Source organism: Pseudoalteromonas sp. Z9A6, assembly GCF_011378805.1.
In the GTDB taxonomy this organism is placed as follows: domain Bacteria; phylum Pseudomonadota; class Gammaproteobacteria; order Enterobacterales; family Alteromonadaceae; genus Pseudoalteromonas; species Pseudoalteromonas distincta.
The window spans coordinates 89,543-106,177 of sequence record NZ_WTKZ01000008.1 but is presented as its reverse complement, the minus strand read 5'-3'; the positions used below and the strand labels follow the sequence as shown (position 1 = coordinate 106,177).

General features: G+C 38.2%; 12 protein-coding genes and 1 pseudogene. 7 read left to right on the top strand and 6 right to left on the bottom strand.

From position 1 onward, the window contains the following. Positions 1-75: 75 nt before the first annotated feature. The 4 genes from GQR53_RS05290 to ccoG all read left to right on the top strand — a co-directional run bounded on the left by GQR53_RS05290 (position 76) and on the right by ccoG (position 5,043). Positions 76-630, top strand: a complete 555-nt coding sequence (locus tag GQR53_RS05290) for a DUF1439 domain-containing protein (protein WP_002960677.1) — start codon at positions 76-78, stop codon at positions 628-630. A 68-nt stretch (positions 631-698) separates the two neighbouring features. Beyond that, entirely contained in the window at positions 699-2,003 is a 1,305-nt protein-coding gene (locus tag GQR53_RS05285) for an AarF/ABC1/UbiB kinase family protein (RefSeq protein WP_007580355.1), read from the top strand. A gap of 93 nt (positions 2,004-2,096) precedes the next feature. Beyond that, the gene (locus tag GQR53_RS05280) at positions 2,097-3,515 is read left to right on the top strand and encodes a sigma 54-interacting transcriptional regulator (RefSeq protein ID WP_165743084.1); all 1,419 of its coding nucleotides are present in this window, start codon (positions 2,097-2,099) and stop codon (positions 3,513-3,515) included. Positions 3,516-3,660: 145 nt separating this feature from the next. Further along, positions 3,661-5,043, top strand: coding sequence for a cytochrome c oxidase accessory protein CcoG (ccoG, locus tag GQR53_RS05275; protein ID WP_165743083.1), 1,383 nt, complete (start codon positions 3,661-3,663; stop codon positions 5,041-5,043). A gap of 42 nt (positions 5,044-5,085) precedes the next feature. Here the strand turns inward: ccoG and GQR53_RS05270 are convergent, their stop codons facing one another. The 3 genes from GQR53_RS05270 to GQR53_RS05260 form a co-directional block, all read right to left on the bottom strand. Beyond that, the gene (locus GQR53_RS05270; protein ID WP_165743082.1) at positions 5,086-5,496 is read right to left on the bottom strand and encodes a hypothetical protein; all 411 of its coding nucleotides are present in this window, start codon (positions 5,494-5,496) and stop codon (positions 5,086-5,088) included. 73 nt (positions 5,497-5,569) lie between these two features. Further along, positions 5,570-6,484, bottom strand: a complete 915-nt coding sequence (locus GQR53_RS05265) for a M14 family metallocarboxypeptidase (protein ID WP_165743081.1) — start codon at positions 6,482-6,484, stop codon at positions 5,570-5,572. Positions 6,485-6,598: 114 nt separating this feature from the next. After that, entirely contained in the window at positions 6,599-7,336 is a 738-nt protein-coding gene (locus GQR53_RS05260) for a hypothetical protein (protein ID WP_165743080.1), read from the bottom strand. Between the two features lie 271 nt (positions 7,337-7,607). Between GQR53_RS05260 and GQR53_RS05255 the strand changes: the two genes are divergently transcribed. Further along, entirely contained in the window at positions 7,608-10,457 is a 2,850-nt protein-coding gene (locus GQR53_RS05255; protein ID WP_165743079.1) for a UvrD-helicase domain-containing protein, read from the top strand. A 126-nt stretch (positions 10,458-10,583) separates the two neighbouring features. Continuing rightward, positions 10,584-12,854: pseudogene (locus GQR53_RS20655) on the top strand (EAL domain-containing protein). A gap of 23 nt (positions 12,855-12,877) precedes the next feature. Here GQR53_RS20655 and GQR53_RS05245 read toward each other — a convergent pair. From GQR53_RS05245 to GQR53_RS05235, 3 genes are all read right to left on the bottom strand, one after another. Continuing rightward, positions 12,878-13,276 carry a hypothetical protein gene (locus GQR53_RS05245; protein WP_002960664.1) on the bottom strand — a complete coding sequence of 133 codons (399 nt, stop codon included), beginning with the start codon at positions 13,274-13,276 and terminating at the stop codon, positions 12,878-12,880. 1 nt (position 13,277) lies between these two features. Continuing rightward, positions 13,278-14,192 carry a zinc dependent phospholipase C family protein gene (locus GQR53_RS05240; protein ID WP_165724316.1) on the bottom strand — a complete coding sequence of 305 codons (915 nt, stop codon included), beginning with the start codon at positions 14,190-14,192 and terminating at the stop codon, positions 13,278-13,280. A gap of 98 nt (positions 14,193-14,290) precedes the next feature. Beyond that, entirely contained in the window at positions 14,291-14,677 is a 387-nt protein-coding gene (locus GQR53_RS05235) for a hypothetical protein (protein ID WP_165743078.1), read from the bottom strand. A gap of 262 nt (positions 14,678-14,939) precedes the next feature. Here GQR53_RS05235 and GQR53_RS05230 point away from each other — a divergent pair, with 262 nt between their 5' ends. Further along, positions 14,940-16,577, top strand: a complete 1,638-nt coding sequence (locus tag GQR53_RS05230) for a cyanophycinase (protein WP_165743077.1) — start codon at positions 14,940-14,942, stop codon at positions 16,575-16,577. Positions 16,578-16,635 lie beyond the last annotated feature (58 nt).

Below are 16,635 nucleotides of genomic sequence, written 5' to 3'. Positions count from 1 at the left end.
CTGGTTACTATTTTACTAAGCCGCTTTAATAGCGGCTTTTTTATGTATCACTAATTCATAAACAAAAGGGTTCTCATGAGAATTTTAGTTATTATTGCAGCGTTATTTTTAACTGCCTGTAATACCACGCAAGGCATATCAGTATATTCATTTACCAACTCTGAGGTTGAATCTGTACTGGGTAAGCAATTACCAAAGTTAAGTGAAAAAGTAAGCTTAATGGGTTTACCCGTTCAGTTTGATGTAAACGACTTAAGTGTCAACATTGGACCTGATAACCGAGATGTTGTTGTGCTTGGTGCCGATTCTAGCGCTGAAATTAATGCATTCGCACTTAAATACCCTGTGCGTTTAAAGCTGCAAATTGAAGGTAGCCCATTTTACGACAGTGAGAAAAAAGCGGTGTTTTTACGTAATATTAAATTACTTGATTCGAGTGTAGATGCCGGTGGTTTTAAAGGTAATTTAGGTGCGCTTGATAGCCAAGCAATGGATGTTATTAATGCTTTTTTAGCGGTTAACCCAGTTTATACTCTAAACATGGATGACCCTAAAATGATGCTACTTAGTAAACTTCCACTTGATATGAAAGTGGTTGAAGGCGCAATTAAGCTAGTACCTCGTCTATAAGTAGATCTACCTACTTACAATATACGTATTGATTAGCCTGACTTTCAGGCTAATTAGGTTTTAATATTATGGCGGCTCCTCGAACTGTTCCCACTTCTCGGCTTTCCCGTTTTGCAAAATTAGGCTCACTTGCCACAGGTGTTGCTACCAATATGTTAGTTGATGGTGCTAAGAGCGCGCTAACAGGTAAAGGTTGGGATAATAAAAGCTTACTACTACAACCTAAAAATATTGAAAAGCTAGCCACACAGCTATCTCATTTACGTGGTGCGGCAATGAAGCTTGGGCAATTACTTTCAATGGATGCCGGTGATTTACTTAGTCCTGAATTGGCTCAGTTACTTGCTTTACTGCGCTCGGACGCGAATCCAATGCCTCATAAGCAGCTTGTTGAGGTGTTAAAAGAGCAATGGGGGGATGAGTGGCTAGCGCGTTTTTCTCATATTGAGTTAAGGCCTTTTGCAGCGGCTTCTATAGGGCAAGTTCATTTAGCTTATAGAGAAAATGGCGATCAGCTTGCTGTTAAAATTCAATATCCTGGTATTGCAAAAAGTGTAGTAAGTGATGTAGATAACGTTATTTCTTTATTAACGATTTCTCGGTTATTGCCAAAAGATCTTAATATTAAACCACTTATTAGTGAGGCTAAAGCGCAGTTATTAGCCGAGGCTGATTATAAGCGGGAGGCTCAGTACTTAATACGTTATAAAAACGCACTAGCAAGTAATCCCCACTTTAAAGTGCCTAACGTATATCCAGAGCACAGTACACAACAAGTACTTACTATGGAATATATAAAAGCAGAGCCCATTGAGAGCATTACAGAGCTACCTGATAGTCAAAAAAGCTTTGTTGCAGAGCAACTGATTGATTTGTTTTTTAAAGAAATGTTTGAATTTAAATTAATTCAAACCGACCCTAACTTTGCCAACTTTCATTATCAGCTTGATACACAAAAAATTGTCTTATTTGATTTTGGTGCAACGCGAGAAATATCAACCGAGCTTAGCCGCGCTTATTTAGCTTTATTTAAAGCGGGTAGTGAAAACAACAGAGAAGGTGTCCTTAGAGCGGCTTCACACATTGGTTATTTTAAAAATGACTTAGTTGATGAGTATAAAAATAACGTCATTGATTTATTCTTAATGGCGTGCGAGCCACTGAGAGCAGAGGGAGAATTTGATTTTAAAAATAGCGAACTAGCGCTCAAAATTAAAAATGCAGGGCTTGCTCTTAGTGCGCAATCTCAGCAATGGCATACACCGCCCGTTGATGCGCTATTTATTCACCGAAAACTTGCAGGACTTTATTTAATAGCCGCAAGGCTAGGTGCAAAAATAGATGTAAAAACGCTATTTCAGCACTATTTATAGCGTTTTAATTTACACGTAAGTGCATTTTAAGTAATGAGTGCACTTAATGTATAAAATTGCCATAATGCTCGCGATATTTCGCGAGGTGCATTTATGATAAAACAATTTTTAAACGATCCTAAATTATTGCTAAACGCAGTAGGTGAGGGCATATACGGTTTTGACCTGTCGGGTAATGCGGTGTTTGTTAATCCTGCCGCTGAGCGCATGACAGGTTGGCGCGCTGAGGAACTATTAGGTAAAAAAATACATCAATATCATCACCATACTCATGCTGATGGCACACCTTATCCCGCTGATGAATGCCAAATATATTGCACCATGTTTGATGGAAAACGTCGTGAAGTTAAAAATGAAGTTTTTTGGCGTAAAGACGGTAGCTCATTTGCAGTGGAATACACCTCAACACCGGTTTATCAAAATGATGAGTTAATTGGTGCTGTAGCGGTATTTCGCGACATATCACTGCAACAGCAAACACAAAATGCACTGCAAGAGGCACTTGAGCAAGTAAAGCATTTAAGTGAGCAGCTAAAAGATGAAAACAACTACTTAATTGCAGAACTTAACGAAGATTGGCAAGACTCAGGGCTAGTTGGACAAAGTCATATATTTCAAACCATGTTAGATCAAATAAAACTGGTAAGTGAAACCGACAGCACAGTGCTTATACTTGGCGAAAATGGCACGGGTAAAGAATTAGTAGCTCGTAATTTGTATCGACTAAGCAAGCGTAGCGAACAAGCTTTTATAAAAGTAAATTGCGCCGCATTTACCCCAAGTTTGCTAGAGTCGGAATTGTTTGGCCATGAAAAAGGCGCGTTTACAGGTGCCAATGAACGCCGTAAAGGGCGTTTTGAACTTGCTGACAAAGGCACCTTGTTTTTAGATGAAATAGCAGAGCTTCCACTTGAGGCGCAAAGTAAATTACTGAGAGTCCTGCAAGAACAAGAGTTTGAACGCGTGGGTGGCAGCAATACGCTAAAAGTAAATATTAGAGTGATTGCAGCGACTAACCGCGACCTGTGGGAAATGGTACAAAAAGGCACGTTTAGAATTGATTTGTATTATCGGCTTAATGTATTTCCTATAAAAGTACCCGCCCTTAAAGATCGAAAAGAGGATATTCCTTATTTATGCGCTAATTTAATTGCGCAGATAAATAAACGACTGGGTAAACACTTAAAAGGGCTAAGTAAAAAAGCAATTACACAGCTGCAAGCCTACAATTGGCCAGGCAATATTAGAGAGCTGCAAAATGTACTTGAACGCGAAGCTATTTTATCTAATCAGGCTGTACTTCAGCTAAGTCAGCCTTTACAAGCGGGTGGTGAAGTAGTTATTAACCCTTCACTTACGCTTGATGAGGCCCAAAAGCAGCATATAACCTCTGTTCTCGCGTTATCGCACTGGCAAATATCGGGTGATAAAGGGGCAGCAGTTAAATTGGGCTTACCTGAGAGTACACTACGCTCAAAAATGCGAAAGTTAGGGATTGCTAAAGATTCGTGATATATCGCGCAGCGCGTTTAATATCGCGAATTTTATTTTGTTGCGTTGAAATTAACTGTTTAATATCAATGATGTAAGTAAAGTTTCAGCTTGGTCTGAAAGTTGCAAATACTTGCATAATACCCGTCATTATGAAGCAAGTACTATGAAGTTTGATATTAAAGAAGAAGACATGATCATTAAGCCCTATAACACCGAAGGGCCAATTTATATCCGCGAGCAAAAAGGATTTTTTCAGCGCATACGCCGTAATTTAGGTTGGCTGTTAATGCTAACTTTTATTGCAATACCGTGGATCCAATATAACGGACAACAAGCTGTGCTGCTTGATGTGGCAACGCAAACTTTTACTATTTTTGGTCTAACACTCCTTCCTCAAGATTTTATGATTTTAGCCCTACTATTTATGGTGGGGGCTTTTGCATTATTTTTTGTAACTAACTGGCTTGGTCGGGTTTGGTGTGGTTATACGTGCCCGCAAACTATATGGATGCTCATGTTTTCGTGGGTAGAGCAACGCATAGAAGGCACTCGAAATCAGCGAATTAAATTAGATAAATCACAGTGGACGCTAAGCACTTGGCGTAAAAAAATAACTAAGCACAGTGCGTGGATTGTTATTTCAGTTTTAACCGCCACCTCGTTTATGGCGTATTTTATTCCAGCAAAAAGTTTGTATATGGAAATGCTTACGTTTGAGTGGTCAGGTATAACGAGCTTTTGGGTGTTTTTATTTGCTTTTTGCACCTACGGTAATGCTGGGTTTTTACGCGAGAAAATGTGCACAATTGCTTGCCCTTATTCTCGTTTTCAGGCTGTTATGTTTGATAAAGATACGTTGCTTGTTACATATGATAACGAGCGAGGTGAAAGCCGAGGACCACGTAAACGCAAAGCTGATCCAAAAGAGCTTAACTTAGGTGACTGTGTAGACTGTAACTTGTGTGTAGAGGTATGCCCTGCAGGAATAGACATTCGAAATGGATTGCAATATGAATGTATAAACTGTGGCTTATGTATTGATGCCTGCGACGATACCATGGAAAAATTTGGTTACGAAAAAGGCTTAATTAAATACGCGAGTGAAAAACAAATGGAAGGTAAAAAAACCAATCCATTTAGGTTAAAGCTAGTAGGGTACGGCGCATTAACGGCTTTGTTAATCATTTCGATGTTTGCATGGATGCTGCAACGTACACCAATAGAAGCCTCAGTACTACGCGATAGGAATGCGCTTTATAGAGTTAACTACGAGGGCCTTGTAGAAAACCCTTATACACTTACTATTATTAATAAAACGCAGCAAGCACTGCATTACAGTATTGCCATAGAGGGTTTACCAGGAGCAACGCTCTCAAGTCCGAGATCTACGCTTGTACAACCGGGTGCGATGAAAAGAGTCCCCGTTACTGTAACAGCCGATGGTTACAATATTGCGCACAAAGTGAGTAAGTTACAATTTATAGTATCAGCGCAAGAAGATGCCAGCATTACTATAACCAAAGACAGCCAATTTTATAAAAATTAGTACAGTATATAAGCTCTATATAAACAACGACTTGAGCTTTACTTAGCTCAAGTCGTTGTTTAATTCATTTGAAATAAAATTCTTTGCCGATTCTAGATTATCAAAAAGACAATCTTTGAAAGAAACGTCTCTTTTGGCGTTTTGCATTATTCGTTGCATTTGGCTTATAGCAATAGGTGATGTAAGCACAAACGCGCTAATTAAACAGTTATTCTGCTGCATGCTGTGGCTTATGGCTACCATTTCTTGCTCGGCCTGTGGGGTTGCTGCTACAACGTTTGATGAGTCACTTATATAACCCCATTTCTCGCCTTTAAATGATTGAATGGTTTCAAAAAGCGCTGTTTTAAAATTACTTAAAAGCTCAAGTTCTAGGTTTCCGCTAAATTGTGCAATAACTATATTATTTTCAAGCGATAAATTAACGTGTCCGTTTTTATTTTTGTATTCCATTAATACCTCCTAAATTAGCTTTTTATCTAAATTTAGTTTAGCAGCCAAGAGGGTACAAGCGGCTGCAAACTTATTAAAGTGCTTTAATATAGTTAAGGGCGCTTTTAATAACCGCTACTTGCGCCAAAATACATTCTTCATCTGTGGCTGTTGGACTATCAGGGTATACCTCTGTTGTGGTTACATAGGGTGCATCTGTAAAGCCCATACACAAACCTAAATCGCGTGCTGCGTAATTAATAACGCCAAATTGCTCTTGAGGGACGCCTATTAACTGGTTATTTTCATCACTCGGTGCAATGTGTGTGACCTTTGCTACATCTTCGATAATTACTTTTTGAAATTCAGGCTCAGGCTTATTGGTATCGGCCACTAAATAAAACCCATCAGGTATGTTCCAATTAGTGTTTGTTATGCCTTCACGGGCAGCAAGTGTGGGTCTAAATTCACTGTTATCGCTATCGGTTGTTTCGTGTAAATCAATATGAGCGATTAAGTCAGTACCTAATGATTTTACAAACGCCATAATAGCGGCTGATTCTTGAGCTGGGCTGCCTTCGTAAAATGAGCGATTAGGATCAATAGCGTCTGGGTTCCAGCGGTTTATAGTCTCATATCCCCAAGGGCTAATGCAGGGGGCAACAATAATATTAAACTGTTCGCAATATTGCATAGCCGATGTTTTAGCAAACCTAAGTGCGCCATGTACGCCACTGGTTTCGTAGCCATGTACACCACCGGTGATTAAAACAGTTGGTTTATTGGCATTAAAGTTAGGCGTTTTTAATATATATAATGGGTAAGTACCAGCGGCGTAATTAAGCTCGCCGTATTGCTCTATATCTAAGGTGCTTTTAAGGTCATTAATTAGCGTTACGACTTCGTTTTGGTAACTGCGTTTAATGTTTTGGCGTGCTAACCACTGGGCTTTATCGTTGTTATTCCATTTTTTGCCTGGTGTGCCAATAGGGTATGTGCTGTTAGTCATAATAAACCTTTATATCAACTGTTATTTGTTCTCCTATAAATAAGGAGGGCAATTACAATTGGTAAAATTACTTAATAAAGGCGTAGCTTAACGCTGAGTAAATTAGCGTGCAAATTAAAACGTTAAAGTCATATTTTTAATAGCGCGTGATTGCTGGGCTTTAATATAACTTTGGTTTGCGAACTCACCCGAAATACTACCTAGTCGTTCACGCTTTACACTAACGGTTAAACTACACGTTTTACTTTGATCTACTTGCGAGCAGCTAAACATATCTAAGCTTTGCAAATCTATTTCAAGGCGCGAAGTACTAAGCTCAAAAAGCATTGATTGTAAAAGTGTTTCATTATTATTGTTAGTGCAGCTACTGCTAAGTTCTACTTGACTAGTACTATTGGGATCAGTGCCATCTAACTGAACTGTAAGGGGACTATTAATACTAAAAGTTTGGTTGTTACTCGGGGTTAAAATAATAAAATTTAAAGGTAGCTCCACACTTGAATTCGCATTTATGCCATCGTCTCGTTTAAATTTTATATCAAACTGTTGATTATCGTCAGTGGCATTTATATACGCTTGGTAATCAACGTCTAAAAAGTCGGTATCTTTTGTAAGTACAATAGCAGTGTTATTAACAACAGCTTGTAATGAGTCGCTATCGCTTAAAACAATGTTTGAGCCATTAGCATCTCCCGCATTTAGCTCTGCGTTAACACGCGTGCGGTTACCGTCAGAAACCAGCTCAAAGCCTGCCCAAATTCCTTTTGTTTTTACTAAATTCGATTCTGTTTCTGTTGTACAGGCGCATAATAATAAAATTAAAGCAGTTGTGGTAATGCACTTTTTAAGCATGTTAGCTCCTTTTAACCACTGAATTAGCTATAAGTAATTGTTTAATTGCGGATATACCTAGTAAATATATTAAGTGTATTTGTGCATTGTTACACAACACGCTATTTGTAAATGTTTAAAATTGTTAATGGTTGTGAGTAAAATGATAATATTAAGTTTTAAAAGTCAGCCTGCTAAGAGGTTGCTTTATAAATGACTACTATTTAGCGTTAAATGTAATATAAAAGAGTATGTTACAATCAAGTCAAAGCATATCTTCATATTGAGTATTATGGCGCAGTATAATGCTACTCCAAGTTGGCTAGGCCGTTTTTTTACCCGTATTAAACACGTAACTTTTGAGCAAGAGCGCCTTGTTGTGCATTTTAGAAGTGCTCCTTCGCGGATATTTTTAATTAAAGACTTTTATAATTACTCAATACTTAAAAATCGTTTATTTAGCGCTAAAATTAATTTGTGCGATAGTAGCAATACATCAATTAGCTTTTTAAACAAAGCGCAAGCTAAGTCTTTAAATACCGCCCTTAACACGCAATTTTCAGCCATGCTTGAGCAAAAAGTAAATAACGCCAAGGCTTTGCTAAAGCGTTATGCTTTAGATGAGTTTTTACGTGATAGTTCCATGAAAATACTTAATAACGAGGTGTTTTTACTTGCTAAACAATACGCTCAAAGTATAAACACATGGCAACAACACTTATCGCCAAGCAGTATTAAATTTTTAAATATACTGAGCTCCACACCCAATACTCACGATGCAATCGCACAGCTGCGCCATAAATATGAAAAAAAACAGCTAACTCTTAAAAATGACTTTTTTAATCAAGTAGAGTCAAATCCCTTAACAACAGAGCAGCGCTTAGCGGTTATACGCGATAACGATAAAAACCTAGTATTAGCGGCAGCAGGTACAGGTAAAACATCTGTGATGGTCGCAAAATCGTTAGATTTAATAGCGTGTGATATTGCCAAGCCTGAGCAAATTTTGGTGCTGGCCTATAATAAAACAGCAGCAAATGAGCTTAAAGAGCGCTTTATTAAACGCGCCACGTATGCAAAATTGCATACCAAAGCACCCACTATTTTAACGTTTCATGCGCTTGGGCTTAAATTATTACAAAGTGCTAAAAAGCCAATCGAATTGTCAAAATTTGCAACCGACCCAGTTCAATTAAATAGTTGGTTAACTGGGTGGGTAAGTAAAAAAATACAAACCGAGCCACAGTTTTTAAAAGCATTTGTAGATTTACTCCATGAGCCGATTGATATATTTAGCTTTAAAGATAATGCACAGTGCGAGCGGTACGTACGCGATAACGAATACCGTAGCCTTGCGGGTCATAAAGTAAAAAGTTATCAGGAAGTGCTTATTTCAAACTGGCTACATTTGAATTGCGTGGCGCACAGTTATGAGGTGAATTATCACTTTAATCAAGGCACAGAGCTAAGTGGGCAATACCAACCAGACTTTTATATACCTCAATACGATATTTACTTAGAGCACTTTGGCATTGATAGGCAAGGGAATACTCGTGCCGATATAGATAAAAAACACTATAACGAGCAAATTGCATTTAAGCGTAAGTTACATAAAAAAAATGGCACCACTTTACTCGAAACCTTTCATTACAACTGGGTTGAAGGAAAGCTAGAGCAAACTCTCGCAAAGCAATTAAAGCAGCATAATGTTGAATTAACACCTATGAGTAACGACGAAATATTTCATACTTTAAATAACTCAGGGCAGTTACAGCAAGGCATTGATAAGTACATAAAATGCTTACAAGCTATTCGAGTGGAGCAACTAAGTAATAAGCAAATAGCGCAGCGCATCAAGCAAAGTGGTATTAAAAACTATCAACAATATGCAAACTTGTTAGTGCAAATTCATGACGCCTATATAAATGAACTAAGCACGCAAAATGCCATTGATTTTGACGACATGATTATTCAAGCGACAAAGGCGATAGTAAGCGGAGACTTTAATATTCCGTGGAGCCACATTTTAGTTGATGAATTTCAAGATATATCAAGCGCGCGTATGGCTTTTTTAAATGCCATATTAAAACATGGTAACGGAATACGCTTTACAGCCGTAGGTGACGACTGGCAGGCAATTTACCGGTTTTCGGGTGGTAATTTAGCGCTTACCACACGCTTTAATGAATTAGTGGGCAGCCACTCACTTACCATGTTGCAAAAAACATTTAGATATAACAATAGTATTAGTGATGTAGCAGGGCGCTTTGTAATGCAAAACCCTGAGCAATATAAAAAGCAGATCAGCACACATACACAAGTAACTACACCACAAGTCATTTTATTAGACGATTTATACCAAGGTACTAAATCGGTAGAAATAAAAGTACAGCAGAGCATAAGCACTATTAAAAAAAACGATGCATCAGCGAGCATTGCCATCCTTAGTCGATATAGGTACATGTTAAATAGCGTGCAGCGGCATTTAAAAGGGAAAAAGCATACAAACCCTCTTTATTTTTGGACATTGCATAGCGCTAAGGGGCTTGAAGCTGATTACTGTATTATTATTGGCTTTGAACAAGGTAAATTAGGGTTTCCTAGCGATAATCAAAATAACGTGCTGGTGGAGTCGTTATTACCAAAGCAAGATGAATTCACTCACTCAGAGGAAAGGCGTTTGCTTTATGTAGGTATCACGCGCGCTAAACATAAAGCGTATTTAATTGCCGACCCTTATGCATGCTCCGCGTTTGTAAAAGAACTAGTAAATGACGATTATCCTATTCAAATCGCTTCAACATTGTTTAACAAGTCGCAACTTAAGCAAAGAGAGTGTAATACGTGCAGCGACGGGTTAATTGTGCCAAAAACGGGTCAGTATGGTGACTATTATAGCTGTACTAATACGCAAATTTGCGAAACTAAATTGCGAGTGTGCAAAAGCTGTAGTAGCCCATCGGTTGATAAAAGCACGTATTCACAATGTGTGAATACAGAGTGTAAAACGCAGCATCCAATTTGTGAAAAGTGTGGTCGCGAAATGCGTAAACGAAAATCTAAGCACGGTGAATTTTTAGGATGCAGTGGTTTCGCGCTTAAAGAGGATAACTGTAAAAACACTCGAAAAATGAATGTTTAACGGCTAACGAGCAGGTTTACACCTGTCTATTTTATAGAGCAATGTAAATAGAAATTATATTCATTTGATTGATTTTAACAAGTTATCAATGTCTAATAGAAGAATGAGCTTTAACTGTTGTTTATTATGCATTTTTTCAATAGGTTCTTTTTATTAAACGATCACTATTCAGCCCCTGATCAGGTTGCTAATTGGCGAGTAAGTGCACTGCGCATTATTCTATCATTAGTAATGGTGTTATGTTTTGCTGTGGTGTGCCACACGTACGCAAGCGCTATTGAGTTTAACTTAATTTATATTGTTGTATTAACAAGCAGTTTTTTTGCGACTGTATGCGGTTTGCTTATAGCAAGTAAGCGTTTTTATCACTTCAGCGCTCATGTACTTTTAATAGCCATTGTAGCTGCTAGCGTGTCAATGAACTTATTTTTAACAGACCTAGAGCTTGCTAAAGTGGGCTCTATGTATATGTATTCCTGCCCAATAATCGCACTTATGCTACTTGGTTATAGAACAGCCCTTGCTTATGGCGTATTAAATATTGTACCGTTTTATATGATCATCAATAACGTTGATGTATCGGGCTTAACTGGCATTGCTCAACAACTTCCCGATGCCAGCTTATACATTACAGGGCTAATATTCTTATTTTTTAACATTTGTATTCCCCTTGCTGTGGCACGCACAATTGTGGCTGCTAAGCGTTTAAACAAAACAATGATAAGCGCTAATACACACCTTAAAGATAAAAATGAGCTTTATCGAAGCCTGTTCACCGAATCAAATAAAGCCAAAATTATTGTTGACGAAAATCTTGTCATTACTGATTTTAATCAACACGCTATTGATATGTTTGGTATAAAAAAAGAATTAAAAGAAGAGTGCGTTAACCTTTCTCATTTATTTCCTACTTTAGTTTTTGACGCCCCTAATGCTCAAAATAAAATTGTGAAGTACAAAAAAAGCTATTTTAAAGCCTGCTACCAGCAAATAACAATGAGTACAAACTACCGTGTATACGACTTTTACGATTGCACGCAAGAGCAGCTCATTAAACAAAACTTATCGATGATGGAACAAGAAAATAAACGTTTACGCTTTAGAGACTCGCAAACAAAACTACCTAATAGAGAATGGTTTGAGCTGCAATGCGACAGATTAACAAGCAAATACCAAAAAGGTTTTTTTATCGTTGTTACCCAAAGTGCAAATAGTGAATACTTAAATTTAAAGCTCACTAAAGCCGACTCTCAAGCATTACTTATTAACGCGTACAAGCGTTTAAAGGCGATGGCAGATGGGCCGTTGTTGTGTGCCCATATAGGAGTAGGAAAGCTTGCTTTTATAATTGGCGCAAACTCGCAAAACGAGCTTGAAGATAAGCTATTAATGCAAATAAAAAATACATTAGATAAAACTTATAATGTGTTTGGCACTAAGTGTCAGCAATCATTTTTATTTGGTTTTGCAAAGTATCCTGATCACGGAAAAAACAGCACAACAGTACTTAGTAATGCGTGCGAAGCACTTAAAGTTGCAAACTGTAATATGCCTCTAAGTGGTTATAACGAAAAGCAATCACAAGCTTTTATCGAAAAATACGAAATTTCGATGTTATTAGACGAAGCGCTTCAGCAGGGCGATTTGTCGGTACACTATCAACCTAAAGTAGATGCAACGGGTAAATGTATAGGGCTTGAAGCTTTAGCGCGTTGGAACAGTCCTATACTAGGTAATGTGTCGCCAGTGGTATTTATTCCTATTGCTGAAGAATACAGAATGGTCAGTAGGTTAACCGATCTGATTATTCAAAAAGTCTGCGCTCAAATTGCCAATTGGACTAAGGCGGGTTTACCGACTGTGCCGGTGGCAATAAATATATCTCTAATTGATTTTAGCCAAACCGATTTTATGTCAAAACTGGTTAAATACCTTGCCGACTTCAACGTAAAGCCACCTCAAATAGAGTTAGAACTGACTGAAACCTCTCTTGAGGCAAACCAAGCGCATTCGCTAAAGCTTATGCAAACACTGCAATCGTGGGGTTTTACTATTTCGGTTGATGATTTTGGAGTGGGGTATTCTAATATTGCACGCCTTGCCGATTACCCTATTAACAAACTTAAGTTAGATCGCTCATTAATCAGTCAAGTAACAAGTTCTACGCGTCAAAAAAGTTTAGTTAAAGCGGTGCACGTTATGTGTGAAGAGCTTGATATTAAGTGTATAGCCGAAGGAGTAGAAACCTAAGAGCAAGTAGCAATAATGGCGCAAATGGGGTGTAAAGAATTTCAGGGCTTTTACTTTGCGAAACCAATGTCAGCCGAAAATTTTGCAGAGCATGTTAGCCGCCATGGCTTAGTGTTTAACCCCAAAGAGATGACGGCTCAACTTTAAATGTATAGCAGGTATTTTATTACCTAGTTACAGAGCTGTTGGGCGTTTATAGTTATTTCGCACTGATGAATAACTCCTGCTCCCCAATGCTGTATATCTGATTGAGCAGTACAGCCTGCATCTTCAATTAAAGCCGTATTGGCATCACATAAAAGTAGCACTGCGTTATCATCTTGTACGTTTACAATAAGCGTGTATTCCCCAAAAGGTGCAAGTTTGCTTAAATCGTTATTAACAGCGGCTTTTAATAACTCATCAGTTGTTGAATAGGATGTTTCACTAAATTTTAGTGTGCCATCAACGGCTGTAGCAATATCTTTTAATTGTGAGGCTAAGTCGGCCATCACTTCTGGATTGTTTTTTTTAGGAGTGTAGCAACCGCTAAGTAATACTATGAGGCTTATATAAAGTAAGTGTTTCATTTTATTTGCTCCATACCGTCATCGTGTTGTGTTCATCGTAGCCTGTATCTAGGTTCCAATTTTTAATTGCACTGTAATCAGTATCTAAAAATACGGCATTGGCAATAATGGTTATGTAGTGCTGAATGTTACTAACGGCAAAGTCAAAAATATCGTTGTAATGCATAGGCTCGTGCGGCGTTTTTAGATGTTCAATAAAAGTGGGGTCTACTTCGTTTGGGCGAGGATAAAACAAGCCTAAATCAGCAGCAACATGGCGTGCACAGGCAAATAATCGATAGCTTTCTTCAACATTATTTACTACAAGCTGAAAACCGTTATGCCATGAATTAAAGTTAGGAGCGTGTTGTGCTGCGTAGCTTGGGTGAACCGTTAATAAAGCATGTCGCCAAATTTTTGCAATATCGGTATCAAAATTATCGTCTTTGTTAGTACAAGATCCAATATTTTGCTGCACGCGGTCAGCATAACCTAACTCACCTAAGTTTAAACGTTGCCAAATAAACGCGTCTTGATTCATTTCGCAGGTACGGTGCGCCGTTTGGTTTTGCGCGTAAGGGCCAACTTTTAATTCAACAACCGGATGCACTGTTATATCTGCAGCAACATGGGCCATATAACCGCATAACCAGGCAAAACACTTTTCAAATGCTTCACCTTCAAGTGTTTTACAGTATTCAATCATGGCTTTAAGTAAATCGCCTGTGTGCTCATAGTGCATTAGGTCGGCCCACGCATTTTGGCTAGGCTGCGCTACAGCTAAGTAAGGATAATCGGGGGCTACACAGCCTAGTTCAAGGTATGCTTGGCGTTGGCTTAAAATAAGCTTTGCTTTTTTAGGCATATCCATTTTAGCGAGTGACTTGGTTTGCGTTGCAATATTAACAGCAGTGATGTGCGCAAAAGCACCTGGCATTGTCATATCCTTATGATTTATTAATAAGGGTACAGATTAACATTGAGAGGGGGTTAAATAAAGCCAACTAAATGCAAGTATAGCGGGGTAAACACCTATTAAATTAGCTGCTCAACTAATTGGCCATTCTCGTATAATTTAGCATGTTGACGTTTATGCTCTTCAAATAGGTAAGCTCTTAGTTGCTCTTGACCGCTATGGATTTGCGCTATTTTAGCGGCTATACCTTGTGTGTCTATTACTTCGGGGGCGTTTAAAATAGGTTTGATTATACCGGCGCTATCAATTTTTAAGTCCAACGGAAACCATAACTGATAGTGTGCAACTTCTGCGAGCAGGGTTAAATTAGCGCTACTAAGTAAGTGAGCAATATTGGCTGGTACTGAACTTTGTAACGTTAAAACGTGACTGTTGTGAGCATGTGACTTTTTATTAGGCTTAAATAACTCAGCAAAAAAATTTATCTCTTCATTAGAAAAGTCCATATTTCACCCCAGTTACATAAAATGATTCACCACCGTAATTTAAACAATGAAATTGGTCAATAAATGCTCCGTTTGAATTTGTTTAGATAATATTTACAAAGACAGAGGGGTAAACTAAACAATGTATTTAAATGCAGTGCTCAACCCGAACGTTTTTCAGAGACTTGAATTATTTAACATTTATAAAAATATATTTAGGCGCAAGTGGCTAGCTGTTAAACTACAGCACATTAGTTTTATTATTTATATTAGAGTTTACATTATGATATGTGCATTTTTACGTGATCAAGAGCCGAAGTTACTGGGTATGGTAGTGGCATTGGTCGGTGCAGGATTTTCAATAAATGCAGTGGCTCAAGAGCAAAGCCAAACTTTAATTTTAGTGGGGTCAGAGCTTACTACCTGTACTAGCGCCAAGCTTAATAATTGCCAAAAAGAGGCTGTTATTGAGGGTAAGACACATAATTTATATACACTTAGCAGCTCTCAAATAAAAAACATCGCGCAGCATTGGCCTAATAATAATGTTGAGGCAAAAACGGCTGTATTAAAAACACTTAAAACCATACAAAGTAAATCGTTAAATAGCGTATCAAAAACAGATTTACTCTGGCAGTGGCGCGATATAAATAATCAGCAATTAGAAAGTCTAACTCAGCAAGAGTACAACTTTGTATTTGATATGCTAGAAGTACCGCTACTTAATAAAAACGGTGAGCGTTTAAAAGAGCAAGTAAATACCGATTTTAATAATGAGGTTGCGACTAATAATATTTTACAATTTGTGTCGGGCAGTTTAAAAGTTAATAACGCAAAACCAACCATGCTTGCTATTACGGCTTCGAGCCGCGACCCTTATGAGTCGGCAGATGTAGCGCAAAGTCTTTTGGCACAATTAAATATAAACACTCAATGGTTAGCACTAACGCCAGCGCTTGCTAAAGCGATTACGAGTAACTCGTGCGATGAATTACCAGCGCTTAGAAATACATTAATGAATGTGTATAACCGTGAAGTGATTTATCCCGATCGCACAAAGGCCGAATACGCTTTATGTAAAAATGGCACTAATGCACTTGTATCACTTATTAAAAATAGTACCGGTGTGATGTTTAATAGCGGTAATGCAGCATTAACTCATAAGGTATTATTTGATCAAAACAATAACCTATACCCGTGGACGCAAGCATTGCAAACTCGCCCAGTAATTGTAGGTGAAGGAGCGGGCGCAGCAATCCAAAGTAAAGTGACGAGCATGCTTACAAATACGACAAGCCTTGAGGCACTTCGTAAAAGTGGAAATAACACTAATGCTGGTGGGCTGGGCAGTTTTAACTTTGGTGTACTAGATACTCAATTTAGCGAACAAAACCGTACATTTAGGCTTGCAGCAGCGCTAAATAAAAACGAAGTGAAAAATACTAAAACAGAGATTCAACATGGTTTTGGTATTGATGAAAATACAGCCTTAGTTGTTATTAAATCGCCAGAAGGTAGCTTAATAACCGTAATAGGCAAAAGTGGTGTAGTGCATTTGGCTAACCAAGGTAAAGCCCAACCTGAGAGTAAGAGCTATAGCTATTCGTACTGGCCTACAAGCAGTGTAATTGAAATTACCAATAACACGTTTACCTTAAGTGCACGCACAATAGATGAAGCGTTACCCGCTATAAAAATACCTCCACTGCCAGTGCAGCGTTTTGGCTCAATTTTAACAAATTCAAAACTGCGTTCACTTACTCAAGCTATGTGTTTAAGCCAAGAGCAAAGTGCGGTAGCCCAACAAGACGAGTTTATAATTAGCCTTACAGCAACGAGTGACACACAGTATCATCGCGTAAATGCAAAAGAGTTTGGTTGTGCGCTAAGCAATTTAGAGTTAGCTATAAAGTCGATTTAGTGACTAACCTGAGCCAAGGGTTTAAGTTTTTGGCTCTTCTCTATAAAATAGCCACCAT